The sequence below is a fragment of the Pectinatus haikarae genome (assembly GCF_015732185.1).
Lineage (GTDB): Bacteria > Bacillota > Negativicutes > Selenomonadales > Selenomonadaceae > Pectinatus > Pectinatus haikarae.
The window spans coordinates 707,457-722,131 of record NZ_WIQM01000016.1; the positions used below are offsets into that span (position 1 = coordinate 707,457).

At 39.6% G+C, this 14,675-nt stretch carries 12 protein-coding genes and 1 riboswitch; of the genes, 7 read left to right on the forward strand and 5 right to left on the reverse strand.

Going from position 1 to position 14,675, the window contains the following annotated elements; genetic code table 11:
• Positions 1-7: 7 nt before the first annotated feature.
• Genes I6758_RS14000 through I6758_RS14010 form a run of 3 tightly spaced genes read left to right on the forward strand, consistent with a single transcriptional unit; the run spans position 8 to position 2,695 of the window.
• The gene (locus I6758_RS14000; protein WP_196605818.1) at positions 8-835 is read left to right on the forward strand and encodes an ABC transporter permease subunit; all 828 of its coding nucleotides are present in this window, start codon (positions 8-10) and stop codon (positions 833-835) included.
• A gap of 14 nt (positions 836-849) precedes the next feature.
• Positions 850-1,878, forward strand: coding sequence for a taurine ABC transporter substrate-binding protein (locus tag I6758_RS14005; RefSeq protein ID WP_196605819.1), 1,029 nt, complete (start codon positions 850-852; stop codon positions 1,876-1,878).
• A gap of 22 nt (positions 1,879-1,900) precedes the next feature.
• Positions 1,901-2,695 (forward strand): ABC transporter ATP-binding protein, encoded by a 795-nt coding sequence (locus I6758_RS14010; RefSeq protein WP_196605820.1) that lies wholly within the window; start codon positions 1,901-1,903, stop codon positions 2,693-2,695.
• 85 nt (positions 2,696-2,780) lie between these two features.
• Here the strand turns inward: I6758_RS14010 and I6758_RS14015 are convergent, their stop codons facing one another.
• The 4 genes from I6758_RS14015 to I6758_RS14030 all read right to left on the reverse strand — a co-directional run bounded on the left by I6758_RS14015 (position 2,781) and on the right by I6758_RS14030 (position 10,633).
• Positions 2,781-6,452, reverse strand: a complete 3,672-nt coding sequence (locus I6758_RS14015) for a dynamin family protein (protein ID WP_196605821.1) — start codon at positions 6,450-6,452, stop codon at positions 2,781-2,783.
• Between the two features lie 185 nt (positions 6,453-6,637).
• Positions 6,638-8,077, reverse strand: a complete 1,440-nt coding sequence (locus I6758_RS14020) for an NAD(P)/FAD-dependent oxidoreductase (protein ID WP_196605822.1) — start codon at positions 8,075-8,077, stop codon at positions 6,638-6,640.
• Positions 8,078-8,104: 27 nt separating this feature from the next.
• On the reverse strand, positions 8,105-9,145 hold the full coding sequence (gene hydE / locus I6758_RS14025) for a [FeFe] hydrogenase H-cluster radical SAM maturase HydE (RefSeq protein ID WP_196605823.1): 1,041 nt from the start codon (positions 9,143-9,145) through the stop codon (positions 8,105-8,107).
• 24 nt (positions 9,146-9,169) lie between these two features.
• Entirely contained in the window at positions 9,170-10,633 is a 1,464-nt protein-coding gene (locus I6758_RS14030; protein ID WP_196605824.1) for a diguanylate cyclase domain-containing protein, read from the reverse strand.
• Between the two features lie 461 nt (positions 10,634-11,094).
• Positions 11,095-11,199: riboswitch (TPP riboswitch) on the forward strand.
• A 52-nt stretch (positions 11,200-11,251) separates the two neighbouring features.
• Here I6758_RS14030 and thiT point away from each other — a divergent pair.
• The 4 genes from thiT (at position 11,252) to I6758_RS14050 (ending at position 14,015) form a co-directional block, all read left to right on the forward strand.
• Positions 11,252-11,881: an energy-coupled thiamine transporter ThiT gene (thiT, locus tag I6758_RS14035; protein WP_196605825.1), complete on the forward strand. Its 630-nt coding sequence runs from the start codon at positions 11,252-11,254 to the stop codon at positions 11,879-11,881.
• Positions 11,882-12,265: 384 nt separating this feature from the next.
• Positions 12,266-12,703 carry a thioesterase family protein gene (locus tag I6758_RS14040; protein ID WP_196605826.1) on the forward strand — a complete coding sequence of 146 codons (438 nt, stop codon included), beginning with the start codon at positions 12,266-12,268 and terminating at the stop codon, positions 12,701-12,703.
• 12 nt (positions 12,704-12,715) lie between these two features.
• Entirely contained in the window at positions 12,716-12,868 is a 153-nt protein-coding gene (locus I6758_RS14045) for a hypothetical protein (protein ID WP_196605827.1), read from the forward strand.
• A 22-nt stretch (positions 12,869-12,890) separates the two neighbouring features.
• Complete coding sequence (locus I6758_RS14050) at positions 12,891-14,015, forward strand: sodium ion-translocating decarboxylase subunit beta (protein WP_231038686.1); 1,125 nt, start codon at positions 12,891-12,893, stop codon at positions 14,013-14,015.
• Positions 14,016-14,144: 129 nt separating this feature from the next.
• Here I6758_RS14050 and I6758_RS14055 read toward each other — a convergent pair whose 3' ends face one another.
• On the reverse strand, positions 14,145-14,591 hold the full coding sequence (locus I6758_RS14055) for a desulfoferrodoxin family protein (RefSeq protein WP_196605982.1): 447 nt from the start codon (positions 14,589-14,591) through the stop codon (positions 14,145-14,147).
• Positions 14,592-14,675: the final 84 nt, after the last annotated feature.

The window sequence follows — 14,675 nt, forward strand, 5'->3', positions numbered from 1 at the left end:
CGGTGTTATGTCTTTGGCTGATTCACAAGTGAAAATCAAGAGAAATTTTCCCTGCAAACCAAAAATTTGGCTGACAACCGAGCACTTGATCACACTGTCGACAGTGGCTGTTATTTTTATAAGTTGGTATGCAGCAACCGAGTGGAAACTGTTTTCTGAGGTGATAATACCACCGCCGGGCAAAGTATATAAGACCTTTATTGATATCCTGAGCGAAGGATACAAGGGGGCGGCACTGTCAACGCATCTTTTTGACAGTATTGAGAGATTATTGGCAGCGTTTGTTTTTGTTTGTCTTACTGCTGTTCCTGCCGGACTTCTGAGCGGTTATAATTCAAAAATACGAGCCGTTCTTGAACCGCTGGTAGGTTTTTACCGCCCGCTGCCGCCGCTGGCATATTATACTATGCTGGTCATCTGGATGGGAATAGGCAACAGCTCCAAAATAATGCTGTTGTATCTTGCCGGATTTGCGCCGGTATATCTTGCCTGTATTTCCGGTGTGATGAAAATCAAACGGGACTATATCTCCGGGGCCTATACGCTCGGAGCAAATAAATATCAGGTATTTGTTTACGTTGTACTACCGGCCTGTCTGCCAGATATTTTTACAGGCCTGCGGACGGCTCTGGGATTTTCCTACACGACTTTGGTAGCAGCCGAGATGGTGGCGGCCGAGACAGGGATAGGCTGGATGGTGCTTGACGCCAGCAAATTTCTCCTCAGTGATGTGATTTTTGTCGGAATTTTTATTATGGGTATTACCGGAATAATGTTAGATGTGCTGTTGAAATTTATGGAAAATAAGATTATCCCATGGAAGGGAAAAGAATAAGGGAGAGCATAGTGATGAAAAACAAATTGAGTTTAAGTTTTATGGTGCTGGTAATTATGTCTTTATTGTTTGCCGGCTGCGGCAATAATCAGGCTGCTAAAAATGATACTGCAAATGAAACACCCGAATCCATTACGATAGGATTGCAGGCCATACCCAATGACGAGCTGGTAGCCAAACAATGGTATGAAAAAGAGCTGGGAGTCAAAGTCAATTTCAAGCAGTTTGATTCAGGACGTGATGTCAACACGGCTATGACGGCCGGCAGCATTGATATTGCCATACTGGGTTCAACACCGGCTGCTATAGGTATTGCCAAGGGAATACCTTATGAAGTTTTCTGGATACATGACGTGGAGGGGGATAATGAAGCACTGGCGGTAAAAAATAGCGCCGGAGTAAATTCAATAAAAGATTTAAAAGGGAAAAAAATAGCTGTCCCCTCAGGCTCGACTACACATTATAGTTTGCTTAATGCGCTTAAACTTGAAGGAATAAATCAGGGAGATGTCAGGATTCTTGATATGCAGCCGCCGGAAATCTTTGCGGCGTGGCAGCGCGGCGATATTGATGCGGCCTATGTATGGCAGCCTACCTTGGGAAAACTGCTTAATGACGGCAAGCTTTTGGTAACCAGCCGTGAGCTGGCGCAAAAGGGGATCGTAACGGCAGATGTTGGCATTGTAAGAACCGAATTTGCGCAAAAATATCCTGATATAGTAAAGAAATATGTACAATTGCAAGAAAAGGCTTTTAAATTATATAGTGACAAACCTGACGAGGCAGCACAGAGCGTAGCATCGGAACTAAAGATAGATCAGGCTGAAAGTCTTAAGGAAATGAAAGAACTTTTATGGCTTTCAGGAAAAGATCAGCTTACAGAACAGTATCTCGGAACAAGCAGTAAAAAGGGAGATTTTGTGAAGACATTGAAAGATACAGCAGATTTTCTGGTGGAACAAAAGGCAATTGATTCGGTTCCGGAAATTGCTGTATTTGAAAAAGCAGTGAATCCGGCTTTTATTGAAGCCGCCACAAAATAAAATTTATTTAGGAGTTATCAGTATGATTTCTGTCAGGCAACAGGAAAATTTAGAGAATATAATAAGACTCAGCAATGTATCTCTGGCTTATTCGGCAGATAGTGCGAATGTGCTGGAAAACATTGATCTGAGCCTTAATAAAAAAGAATTCGTATGTGTACTGGGTCCGTCAGGCTGCGGCAAAAGTACCTTGCTGAAGATTATTGCCGGATTTATATTTCCTTCACAAGGAACAGCTCAATTCGGTACAAAGGCTATAGCAGGTCCTGATTGGCAGCGTGGTGTGGTTTTTCAGCAGCCACCGCTTTATCCATGGCTGAACGTGGCAGAAAATATAAGATTTGGTTTGAAAATGAGGCATTTTTCCAAAAAGCAGTCAGAAGATCTGATAACAGATTATCTTGAAAAGGTTGGTTTGCTTGCCTTCAGAAATCATAAACCCTATGAACTATCAGGAGGCATGAAGCAGAGAGTCGCAATAGCCAGAACGTTGATCAATAATCCGCTTGTTCTGCTGATGGATGAACCGTTCGGTGCACTTGATGCCCTGACTCGGGAACAGATGCAGGCTATGCTCAGGAAAATATGGCTGGAATTGAACAACACGATTCTATTTATAACACATGATGTAGATGAAGCATTATCATTGGGAACGAGGGTGCTCGTAATGGCGAAAGGTCCGGGCCGGATAATCAGAGAATATAAAACCTCATTCACTTATTCTGCTGCCCAGGAAAACACAGAAAGTATTTACCATTGTGATGATTTTTTGCATATGCGCGGAGAAATCCTGCATCTTATTCGCAGCGCAGTTTAAGCTCAACCGGGTAGCAGGCAATGTTTCTATGCGGCATAAAATATTTTGCTGAAGGTGAGCATAAAGAACAACAATTATCTGCTATTCAATGAATAGCAGATAATTGTTGTTCGGCATGGAGTAATTCTGTCAATATTTTCTTATCCTCCAACGCGGAAATTAATGCCAGATAGAAATCATCAGACTGTTCCAGTATTTTTGCTGCAATAGTGTCTGCTTCACGGCTGAGCAATGCATTATAATGAAGATTAAAATTTTCTTTTTGTACAGTAAGATAGCCGTCGGCAAATTTATCGAGTTGTTTTTGCAGTTCGTCACGCATCAATTTATTGTCACCTTTTTCAAAAAAAGATACGGCATTTTTGAAATACGACATTACCTTGGAAAATTTTTCACGGGGGATATTTGTAAAAGTATTTTCAAAGATAAGCTCTGCATTGTGGGATAGTTCAAAATCTGTAAAAGTGAGATCGGTATTTATTTCATGAATGGAATGGGCAATCGATTCACTGTATTCGCTGAGTGATTTTTCGGTAAAACGGTCCAAGCGCAGCATCGTTGCCTGCATCTCTTGTACAAAATCAAAACCCAGCTGTTCGAGAAAATCGTCAAGTGCGTTTTTTAAGACTTTTTTGAGGGCAGGACTGTCATCACGCAATATGGCAGGATTGAAAGACTCACGAAAAAATTCATTGAAGCGCAGAAACACACGCTGCTTGACATAATAAAGCAGTTCGGCGGTTTCTTGTTCAGATTTTCTTTGCAGATTCTCTGCTTCAGTATTAGCTATAATATCATTTACTAAATTTCTCTGCCGGCTTATGCTGCTTTTTTCTGCTTTTTTCTGAACATCATTTTTTTGAGCGTTTAGTATAAGCTTTTTTATGAGAGCAATGACTCTTTTGCATTCATTTTCAGAAGAGTCTATTACCATTTCGGATAGGTCGTTGGTTATGAAGCGGTAAAAAGCTTTTTCAAAAGCAGCCATGCCGGAGGAAATAGAATCTCCCGCGTTCTGTTTTTCCTTGAGAGCCATCAGGCTGGATAAGGTACTCAGATAAGGGTTTCTGATGCCGTACTTTATGAGCTGCCCGCGAACGTAAGATACGACGGCATCTTTTTCTTCGTCATTAGCCGCCAAATCAATGGCATTTATAATGAAGAACATTTTATCAAGCTGGAAAGATTCTTTTACGCGCCCGAGCTGGATCAGAAATTCTCTGTCGGCTCTGGAAAAAGCATGATTATAATATGTGACAAATAAAATGGCGTCCGCATTTTTAATGAAATCAAAAGCAACTCCGGTATGGCGTGTATTGACCGAATCTGCACCGGGAGTATCAACAAGCGTTATTCCTCTGCGGGTCAGAGGACAGTCGTAATAAAGATCTATCCATTCCACAAAGCAGGATTTTTCTTCTAATGCCACATAGTCATCAAATTCACTGATTCCTGCAGATATAGTCATGCCAAGCTGCTCGGAAAAATTGCTGTAGCCGTGCATAAATGCCTGTAAAAAAGAGTAGCTGGTTTTTTCAACATGATCCTGCTCTATGCGGCTGCTTGGCGGCAGTGCTTTTATCTTGCTGACAGCATCAGCCAGATCAGTTGTCTGTATGCCAAAGATTTTTAGAGCACCGTTAAGATCGGTAAGAATGTCAGCTTCTGTTTTTATTTTGACAATAACGCTTTCGTGAGGATGAGTTTTATCCACAGGTCTGATATTATTGATAGCTGCGGTCATGGGATTAGGGGATACCGGCAGCACTTTTGCGCCTATCAGTGCATTGGCAAAGGATGATTTACCGGCACTGAAAGCACCGAATAAAGCTACTGTAAAACCTTTTTTATCCAGGCGCAGTGCTTTATCCTGCAGTTCTGAGGAGAGTTTTGAAAACCCCGAAAGATCTTTTAGGACAGCAGCTGTTTGCAGCAGCTTTTGCGCAGTTGTTTTCAATTTTCCGGCTGCAGTTGCAGTGGAAGCCTCTGTGTCACGGATAGCGGGTGAAGCAGTAGCAGAAACTGTAGATACAGAATGTACCGGCGGGAATACTTTTTTTTTCAAAGTTTTATTTCCTGCAATTATTTCAAATTCCTGTTTCATTTCTGTAAATAATTCACAATCATCGGGCATTGCCTGCGGCCGATCTAATAGTGCAGCTAATTGTTTCTGCTGATCCAATATGCTTTCTGTCTGATCTTGAATTCTCTTCAGCGCGCAAATGTATTTTTGCATATCTGCAGATTCCTGCTTGAGTTTTTCCTGTGATGCCGTTAATTCATGACGAACTGCTGTTAATATTCTGTCCTGCAGAGGAGCAAGTATATTTTTAGTAAAATGTTTTATTTCAGCGGATACATCATCAGTATAATTTGATACGGATTCATCCGAAAGGCGGGCACCTTCTTTTACCGCCTCCAGAGGCAGACTGATCGGGAATAATATGTCAAGGGTTTGTATATCGGCTGATATTGAACTGTCATTTATATGATTTTCCTGTACATAATTGCTGAGAAATGTATGTATATGCCATTCGATTTGTGATTTTGTTTTTTCAAGTATAGCTTTGTAAAAAATATTCAATCTTTTTTCTTTTTCAAGCTGCGTTTTTCTTTTGGCAAAAAATAAGCCTGTTTTAAAACCGGGCTGCCGGGCTGCCAAATAATTTTTGGCCAGCTCTCTGGTTTCAAAAGGCATAAGATATGCATTATTAAGTATTTTATCTATTTCAGTGACAAAATTGCTTTTCAGTGCGGTTAAATTTTGTGTCAAATATTCATTTTTTTCACGTAAAGTATTGTAATCAGAATTAAAGCGATTCTTTTCTTCAGGACTGAATTGCGATAAAAGTTTTCTGAAAGGCTGGAGTTCTGTTTCATTTTTTTCCTTGCGGATAGCAAAATGATCGGCAAGAATTTTCTGCATCGCATGCTGGACAGAATGCAGAAGCAGGCTGTCCTTGCTGTCCAAACGCTCCTTTAAAAAGGCTTTTAATTCGCTGAACTGATTATGCGGATGATTTTTTTCTGTCAGTGAGGTATAAAAAATTTTGGCGGGTCTCACGCCCCATGCAGCAAAGGATTCGATCACCCCTCTTTTAAAATCAGCAAAGGGAATTTCCTGTTCGGAGTGTTTATCTATTTGATTAATGGTCAGATATATTTCTTTGCCTGCCTTGATAAGATTTTGCGTAAACATAAAATTAAGTTCAGATTGAACGTGATTATAGTCCATTATATAAAATATTAAATCTGCTAAATGGAGTGCAGATTCAGTGGAAATACGATGAGCATCGTCCGCGGAATCTACTCCCGGAGTGTCCATTATCGCTATGCCTGCCGACAAATCGAGACTGGAATCGTCTATTTCAATTTTTTCGATTTGATCACCGTCCTGGCAGTGTTCTTTTATCATTTCGTAATCGTAAGGAGCAAGATAAAGGCGTGGTTTTTCTTTTTTGAAGAAGACTCTGGCGCAGTCATCTCCCCATCTTATTTTTACCAGATTGGCACTGGTGGGAATAGGACTGGAGGGAAGCAGATTTTCACCGAGCAGTGTATTGATCATTTTTGATTTTCCTGCTGAAAAATGGCCGCAAAAAGCTATTGTGAACTCTCCGCTCATTAATTTTTGAGCCAGTTGTTTCATCTTTACGGCGTTTATCATGTCGCTGTTTTCGAGAAGGTATTTATGAGCGCAAAATAACTTTTCTTTTAATATCTGTTTTTCTTTAGTAGTATATTCAGTTTGAAACATAAGTATCTCCCCGCAGTAAATAAATTGTGTTGGAAAAATAAAAATCATATTATTATGCAGCATATCAGAACATGATATATTTTATACTATAGGAGCAATAATTGGCAATATTTATATTGCTTGAAGCAAATAATAAAAGATGTAAATACAAAAAACTGCCAGCGTATACTGACAGTTTTTTGTATTTACATCTTTAGCAGGGACATACGTTTTGCCCGTTCTGCAAGACCAGAAGTTTCCTTGCCTTTTTCGGCTATTTCTTCTATAGGAACATTGAGCTCGCGGGCCAATAGTTTTCGTATGCGCGGTCCGCAAAAGGCGTTTTGGCAGCGACCATAGCTGGCACGTGTGCGGCGTCCTACGGCATCGACAGATTTTACGGGAATGCCTCGATGCAGACAATCTACTATTTCTGACTCGGTGACCTGTTCACAGCGGCATATAATATTAAGCTCTGGATCAGGAGAGTCGATCACACCTTTGAAATCGGCGGTTTTTTTACGTATTATAGGTTTGCGTTCAGCTGTAAAATCAGGATTTTTTTCCAGCTTAAGTTTGGCTTTTTCTAATATATCAATTACTTTCAGCGCTATCGCCGGTGAGGATGTAAGTCCCGGTGAATCAATACCTATAAGATTAATGAAGCCATTTATTTTGCTTTCTTCAATTATCCAGTCTTTTTGATTGGCAGCCGGGCGATTGCCGGCAAATGATTTGAGAGCTTTGCGCATATCTATATCAGGAACAGATTTGCGGGCTGTTTCTGTAATGTGCCGGAGTGTATTTTCATCCGTACCTACATCTGCCTTATCATCAATTTCTTCGGCATTGGGACCTATCATAAGATTACCATGGTATGTGGCCGTTACCAGTATACCTTTGCCAAGCTTGGTAGGACACTGGAATATGACTGATTTGACCAGATGGCTTTGTTCCTTGTCTAAAATGACGTATTGTCCGCGTCGAGGTACTATTTTATAACCATCTATGCCGGCCATCAAGGCAACCGCATCACTGTATATACCGGCAGCATTCACTACGAAGCGGCTTTCAATAGTTTGTTTTTTTGTCTTGACAGAAAAGACATTATCTTTTTTTTCTATGCTTTCAACTTTATGTTCAAGCAGTACATCAACGCCATTTTTTATAGAGTTTTCTGCTAGCGCTATAACAAATTCATAGGGTGATACAACGCCGGCGTTTCTGCAGTATAATGATGCCCTTACTTCGCTGCTTACATGCGGTTCATGCTGCCTGGTTTCTGCTGCATCCATTATTTTCAAACCCTCAACGCCGTTCGCTATACCATAATCGTAAAGTTTTTGTAATGTGGACATTTCCTCATCACTGAAAGCAAGGACAAAGGAACCGGTTTGTCTGTAACCGAAATGCAGTTCTTTTTCAAGCTGAGCATACATTCTGTTGCCCTTTACGCATAGTTCAGCTTTTAAAGTACCGGGTTTGTCTGAATATCCGCCGTGGACGATCCCGCTGTTGCCTTTTGAACAGCCGCAGCTCACATCTGCCTCCTTTTCAAGCACACAAATGTTGAGCTTGTATTTTGAAAGTTCTCTGGCCAGATTCATGCCGACAGTTCCGGCACCTATAATACAAATATCATACATAAAAATTCCCCTTTCAAATATAGTATATTAATATGATCTGGTGCTGATATGCGATCGAAAACCTTTGTCCTGGGCAACATATCTGCCTATGGATTTTATCTTCCCGCCTATGCAGCAGCGGCATTGAGCAGGAGTATCGGCAACGCAAATTTTACCGGGATAAAGGGCATACTTTCGTCTGTAATCACCTTCCGTAACATTCGGCATCACTACATTTGCTCCTGCCTGCAGGATTATGACGCGGGCATCTGCTTTCAATGTTTCCATTGCTGTTGTGGCAGGGATGTTCGCTTCCGGCAGCAATAATCTGAGCAGTGACACCATTTTTTTTGTCAGGTCAAAATCGCCTTTAGCGGCAAAAGCCAGAGGTGTATCCATGTTGGGAATCAATGGACCTATGCCGATCATATCGGCGTCCAGCTGCTGAAAAAAAAGGATATCCTGAGCAAGAGAATGCAGAGTTTGTCCGGGTAATCCTATAAGGCAGCCTGTGCCGACTTCATAGCCCAGCTCCTTTAAATTCCAGAGGCAGCTTTTCCTGTTTTCAAAACTCATTCCAGGATCCAACTGCTCGTAAAGATTTTTGTCCGTGGTTTCAATACGCAGAAGATAACGGTCTGCACCAGCCTGCTTGAAAGCTCTGTATTCGTCTAAACTGCGTTCACCCAGAGAAAGTGTAATGGCAAGGTCCATTTCTTTTATTTTATACAAAAGATTCGTTAAGACTTTCACGGAAAAATAAATATCTTCTCCCGACTGCAATACCACAGTTTTGTAGCCATAACTCTTTGCTTTTTTTGCAAGTTCCAGAATTTCTGCTTCACTGAGACGATAGCGCTCTATCTTAGGATTATCACGGCGCAAACCGCAGTAAAGGCAATTTTGGCGGCATATGTTGGAAAATTCTATAAGACCGCGTAAATGTATGCCACTTCCCACATATTTTGCGCGGACCCGGTCTGCAGAGATGGCAAGTTCTCCGCTGCTGGATGGGTTCTGAAGCAGTGAAACAAGTTCATCCTCTGTAAGCTTGTGTGTGCGCTCAGCCTTCTCTATATATTTATTCATTTATGTAATCTCCATGCGGCATTTTTACAGATCATTTTCTGCTGATTTATTTATTGTTTCTGTTTTTAATACACTCAATATACCATCTTTATTTTGTTTGATCGTCAGGAGAAAATTCGCAGCAAGATAAGGGTCATATAAACTCCCCGATGCATTTTCAATTTTTGCGGCTAAGGATTCATACGCCTGACCAGACACCAGTGATTCCATTAAAAGCATAGCATGAAAATCATCAGCCAGTCTGAAAATCCTGCATATAAGGGGAATTTCTTCGCCAAACAGACCCAGTGGATAACCGGAGCCATCCCAGTTTTCATGATGCTTGAGAATATAATCAGCCACATCGGAGTATTTTGTGGACATATTCAATATACGAAAGCCGATTTCGCAGTGGCGCCGCAGCTCTATCTGTTCTTTTTCAGATGGAAGGAATTTTTTTGCCAGCGTGTTTTTTGAAATACCAATAAGACCTATATTATGTACGGTGGTCAGTTTATCCAGCTGCCCAATTATAGAGGACGATAAATGAAGTTTTGACGCATATATTTTCAATAGATATTTCAGTAAGGTAATATTGTCATATTTCAAAAAATCCGCCTTTTCTAAAATGGACAGGATATTGTTTATGATTATTTCTCTGACTATAGGTGTATTATAGAGCTTTTCTTTATACATATTGTTATCTGCGGAATCAAAAATTTTCTGGATGCTATTTTTGTCGGTAAATAACTGCCAGCCGAGAGAAACGCTAAGATACATGTTTGAATAAAGTTTATTGTATGACTCAATAGATTGCTTTATTTTTTTTTCAAGTTCAGACATATCCTGTTTTATAGAAATAATGACAAATTCATCACCGCCGATCCGAAATAATGAGTCTCCTTCAACAAGACATGAAAATAATATTTTTGCGGCAGACTTTATCAGTTTGTCTCCCATGCTGTGCCCCATAGAATCATTTATCAGTTTCAGACTGTCGATATCACAGATCATGAGGCCAAAGGGACTTTTCCTATTTTCTTTTTTAAAATTTGACATGACTTCGTCAAAATAATTGCGATTGAATGCTTTTGTCAAAGAATCATGATTGCTTAAAAAATCAAGCTTTTTTTTCATATTCGTTATATCGGTGATATCTCTGATAATGACCAGAACTTCATTGTCATTATACTTTACAAAACGTGCTTCAAAATATTCTTTCCTGCCGTCGATAATAATGTGGTAATGGAAATATCTGATAGTGTCTGTGTAAAGTGTCTTTTTAATTTTTTTGATAGCATTATCAGCAATGTATTCGGAGAATAGATCTTTAATATTTTTATTTATAAATTCATCTGGAGGAAGATAAAGTTTCATGTTTTGGGGTTGATTATACCCCAAAAATACACCATCGGCATTCATATGCAAGAGCAAATCAGGTACGATCTGCCAAATAGTAGAATTGTCCATACCGGCGGTATGCGAAGTTGGTTGTTGATGGTTTTTCATGAAATACTACCTTTCATAATTGAGAATGAAAATTGCGGTTATGAGGAAGAAAACAGGATTTGATCAGAAGCATATAACCTTCTGAAAATAGAAAAGCGTTGATCAACTCATAATTATAATTAAAACATAGTTGTTCTGTGAGGTAAACTATTTTCTGTAAGTTTTTCTGAAGAAATGTTGAGTGAATTAGGTACTGACTGGTCTTTGACCAAGGTTAAAAAAAGCGCAATATATTTTATAATATTCTTTTAAAAATGGGAATTTTAACCAACTTTAATATTAAATATGGAAAAAAGCACAGCTTATTAATTGTATTCACAGCTATATTATAAATTATACCATGAAAATGCCCGGATTTAATGAAATTATGATTCAAAAATATAAATATAGATTAGGCGCTTTTTCTCTATTTTGCTGGTGAAAATACTTGTTTGGTAGTAAAATGAATCTAAATAAATAATAAATAAAGCTAGGGGTGCCTGCAAGGCTGAGAACAAGAATAGTATTCCTGTAACCCTTTACCTGATCTGGATAGTGCCAGCGAAGGGAAGCGTTCAAATAAAGCACCGCTTTTCTGGCAGGAAAAAGCGGTGCTTTATTTTGAAATGGAGAATTAAGATGAAGGAAATTTTTTACAGTAAGTTTATGGAGCTTTCAGCGCAGCCGGCCGGTGCTTTTTTATTGGCGGGAATTTTAATTATTATTTTTGTATTTTTTTATCTAAAACAGATAAAGTTAACGACAAAAATACTTACGAATATGGGATTGATGATTGCGCTCACAGTCATATTGAATATGCTTCGCATATATCATATGCCGCAGGGAGGGAGTGTGACACTTGGAGGCATGGTTCCGCTGCTGTTGTTATCATATTCTTATGGTCCGGCTGTGGGAGCATTGGCAGGTTTTGTTTATGGTTTGGTCAATTTAGTACAAGATCCCTTTATTCTTCATCCCGTTCAGGTACTGTTTGATTATCCGCTGCCATATATGGCTGCGAGTATTGCCGGATGTTTTCAGAGAAATATTTTAATGGGTGCTGTCGTGGGAATTTTCGGCCGCTTTATTTGTCATTTCATTTCAGGGGCAGTATTTTTCGGCAGCTATGCACCAGAAGGAATATCACCGTACTGGTATTCATTAGTATTCAATGCCTCATATCTCATTCCTGATTTACTTATCTGCCTGATTATTCTGCACATGCTGCCGATTAAGGTACTGGTCAGGCAGATGCGCGGCAGATCATAACGATTGAATAATAAAATAAGTATGTATGAGAATATGTTATCAATTTGATGAGCTCAGCTTAAAATAATAAAATGAATGAGCAGCAATTTAAAAATAAAAAATAAGAAGATTATGTTTGGCACAAAGCCTGAAATTGAATGAACCGTTGGTATTATTCAATTTCAGGCTTTGTGATTATATGAACGTACAAATATATGCGGGCTTTGCAGATGCAAGCGGCAGTTTCATCATACATAAAAGTAATATATATACGTAGTTTGAAGAATTAGACTGGGTAAAGTAAAGATGCTATTATGAAGACAATAAATCTTCGACGGATAAAAACCGTTGCTGAAGAGTTTAAGCATGCTGTTGGGAGTAGATATTTGAAGGAGGGAAAAAATAATGTTTGATGTGAGTAATTTATTAACAATAGGACAAAATTCTATGATCAGAAAGGAAGTGCAAAGATCAGATACCGCGGGAAGTTATTCAAAAGATCTGAACAGATTTTTATCAACAACGGCAGTCGTTGATATGGCTATCAGAGCATCAATGAATACAATAGATAAATATTTGCCAGACGGATTTGTCAGTATAGGATTTACCATGAAATTCACTCATACAGCAGCGACCAGCCTGGGGATGCATGTTACGGTCAAGGCAAGTATAATCAATATTGAAGACCATGAGATTGATCTGCGCATAGACGCATGGGATGAACAGGGAGAAATAGGGCATGGGCTGCACAAAAGAAGTATCGTGAGTAAAAAGCATTTATATGAAAATGCGGAACATCGGACCCGTTTTTTATCAAATCAGCGGTTGGACGGGATAAAATAAGGAGGAGTTAGTATGATGATTTCTGATGATCTGACAGGTGCACTGTCATTAAGTTTGATAGACTTTATTTTAAGCTTTGTGTTTATCGCAGGAATTGGTGCAATATTATATTTATTCCCATATATAAATAAGCTTGGTGAGATAAAGGAAGAAGACAAGTATTGAAAAACGGGGAGAGTGATTTTGCATGATCGATTTTGGTGAACTTATGGAAGCAATGCTGATGCAGACAGGTCTTATGGCAATCTCTGTAGGAAACATTATAATGATAATTATCGGAGCGATAATGCTGTATCTGGGAATCGGTAAAAAATATGAACCATTTCTACTTGTCGGGATAGGACTGGCATGCATAGTAACAAATATACCCGGTTCGGGATTGGCAGAGGCAGGCGGTCTTTTTCATTATGCATATCAAGGCGTTGAATTGCTGATATTGCCTCCTCTGATTTTTTTAGGAGTTGGTGCCATGACGGATTTTGGCCCAATGATTGCCAATCCTTCTCTCGTAATTTTAGGGGCAGCGGCTCATCTGGGGATTTTTATAGCACTGCTGGGGGCTAAGCTGTTGGGATTTTCATTGGCTGAAGCTTGTTCCATTGGTATCATAGGGGGAGCAGACGGACCTATGGCGATTTATACTACTATGCAATTGGCACCGCATTTGCTGCCGCAAATATCAGTAGCAGCGTATTCTTATATGGCATTGATGCCTCTTATTCAGCCGCCCGTTATGAAATTTCTTACTACTAAAAAAGAACGCCAGATAATTATGAAACAGCCGCGTTATGTATCGCGCCTGGAGAAAGTTGTTTTTCCGATAATTATTATCGTTATAGTAAACTTGTTTTTGCCGCCGGTCGCGCCGCTTATCACCATGCTTATGCTGGGAAATTTATTGCGTGAGTGCCTGCTTCTCGACAGAATGGCGGAAACAGTGTCAAATTCATTGCTCAATGTTATAACATTGATACTGACCGTCGCTATAGGTTCTACAATGAAGGCTGAAAATTTTTTGACGGAGCAAACACTGCTGATAATATTGCTGGGCTTGCTGGCTTTTGTTTTTGGCACCGCTTCCGGGGTAATTTGCGCCCGTATCATGAATAAGCTCAGCGGAGGGAAGATAAATCCGTTGATTGGTTCGGCAGGTATAGCCTCCGTTCCTATTGCAGCACGTGTATCGCATATTGTCGGTCAGGAGGAAAATAAAAATAATTTTTTAATAATGCATGCCATGGGTCCTAATCTAGCCGGTGTTTTTGGTACGGCAATTTCCGGTGGGATCATGCTGGCACTGCTTGGACATTAAAAGATGGCGAGAAAAGAAAAATTATATACAGTAAATAATGAAAAAGACTGTGCCGGAAAGTAAATATAAACATTACTTTCTGGCACAGTTTTTCTATTCAAACGGCAAAGTCTGCAATGACGAGGCTGTTTATTTTTGCCTGCTGGCGGAGGACATCCATAATCCATGAAGATTACAGTAAGCATAGGCCTTAACATTACTTTCATTGCCAATATGAAAGGATGCTTCAGGAGTATCTCCGGGCTCAAGTTCGACACGCTGTATTCTGTCTCCGTATAAAATTGTAATCCATTTTATAAAATGTTCCGGTGTCATAGGATGACTAATGCTGCCAACTTTAACGACAGCAGTATCATTGCCGAATTCAATGATAGGAACATGTTTTTCATTGGAAGCGTCGACTGAATTTGCTTGCACCAGAGTCATGGGCTTGCCACAGCAGATCAATTTGGCATCGGCTACTGTTATGGTCCTGGCAAAGCTGGTTCCGCTCTCAATAAGCTGTTTTTTACCGAGATCGATTACCTCCAGTATATAGCCGCATACCTCGCATTTGTATATCAATAAATCTTTCATTCTAAAACCTCTTTCCAATAATATATAATATCTTTTCCAAATTAATAAAAGTATGCGATAATAATAAACATAACTTATATCAAT

Coding starts and splice junctions, on each gene's coding strand:
- I6758_RS14000 (WP_196605818.1), top strand. CDS start 8: ATGTCTTTGGCTGATTCACAAGTGAAAATCAAGAGAAATTTTCCCTGC.
- I6758_RS14005 (WP_196605819.1), top strand. CDS start 850: ATGAAAAACAAATTGAGTTTAAGTTTTATGGTGCTGGTAATTATGTCT.
- I6758_RS14010 (WP_196605820.1), top strand. CDS start 1,901: ATGATTTCTGTCAGGCAACAGGAAAATTTAGAGAATATAATAAGACTC.
- I6758_RS14015 (WP_196605821.1), bottom strand. CDS start 6,452: ATGTTTCAAACTGAATATACTACTAAAGAAAAACAGATATTAAAAGAA.
- I6758_RS14020 (WP_196605822.1), bottom strand. CDS start 8,077: ATGTATGATATTTGTATTATAGGTGCCGGAACTGTCGGCATGAATCTG.
- hydE (WP_196605823.1), bottom strand. CDS start 9,145: ATGAATAAATATATAGAGAAGGCTGAGCGCACACACAAGCTTACAGAG.
- I6758_RS14030 (WP_196605824.1), bottom strand. CDS start 10,633: ATGAAAAACCATCAACAACCAACTTCGCATACCGCCGGTATGGACAAT.
- thiT (WP_196605825.1), top strand. CDS start 11,252: ATGAAGGAAATTTTTTACAGTAAGTTTATGGAGCTTTCAGCGCAGCCG.
- I6758_RS14040 (WP_196605826.1), top strand. CDS start 12,266: ATGTTTGATGTGAGTAATTTATTAACAATAGGACAAAATTCTATGATC.
- I6758_RS14045 (WP_196605827.1), top strand. CDS start 12,716: ATGATGATTTCTGATGATCTGACAGGTGCACTGTCATTAAGTTTGATA.
- I6758_RS14050 (WP_231038686.1), top strand. CDS start 12,891: ATGATCGATTTTGGTGAACTTATGGAAGCAATGCTGATGCAGACAGGT.
- I6758_RS14055 (WP_196605982.1), bottom strand. CDS start 14,591: ATGAAAGATTTATTGATATACAAATGCGAGGTATGCGGCTATATACTG.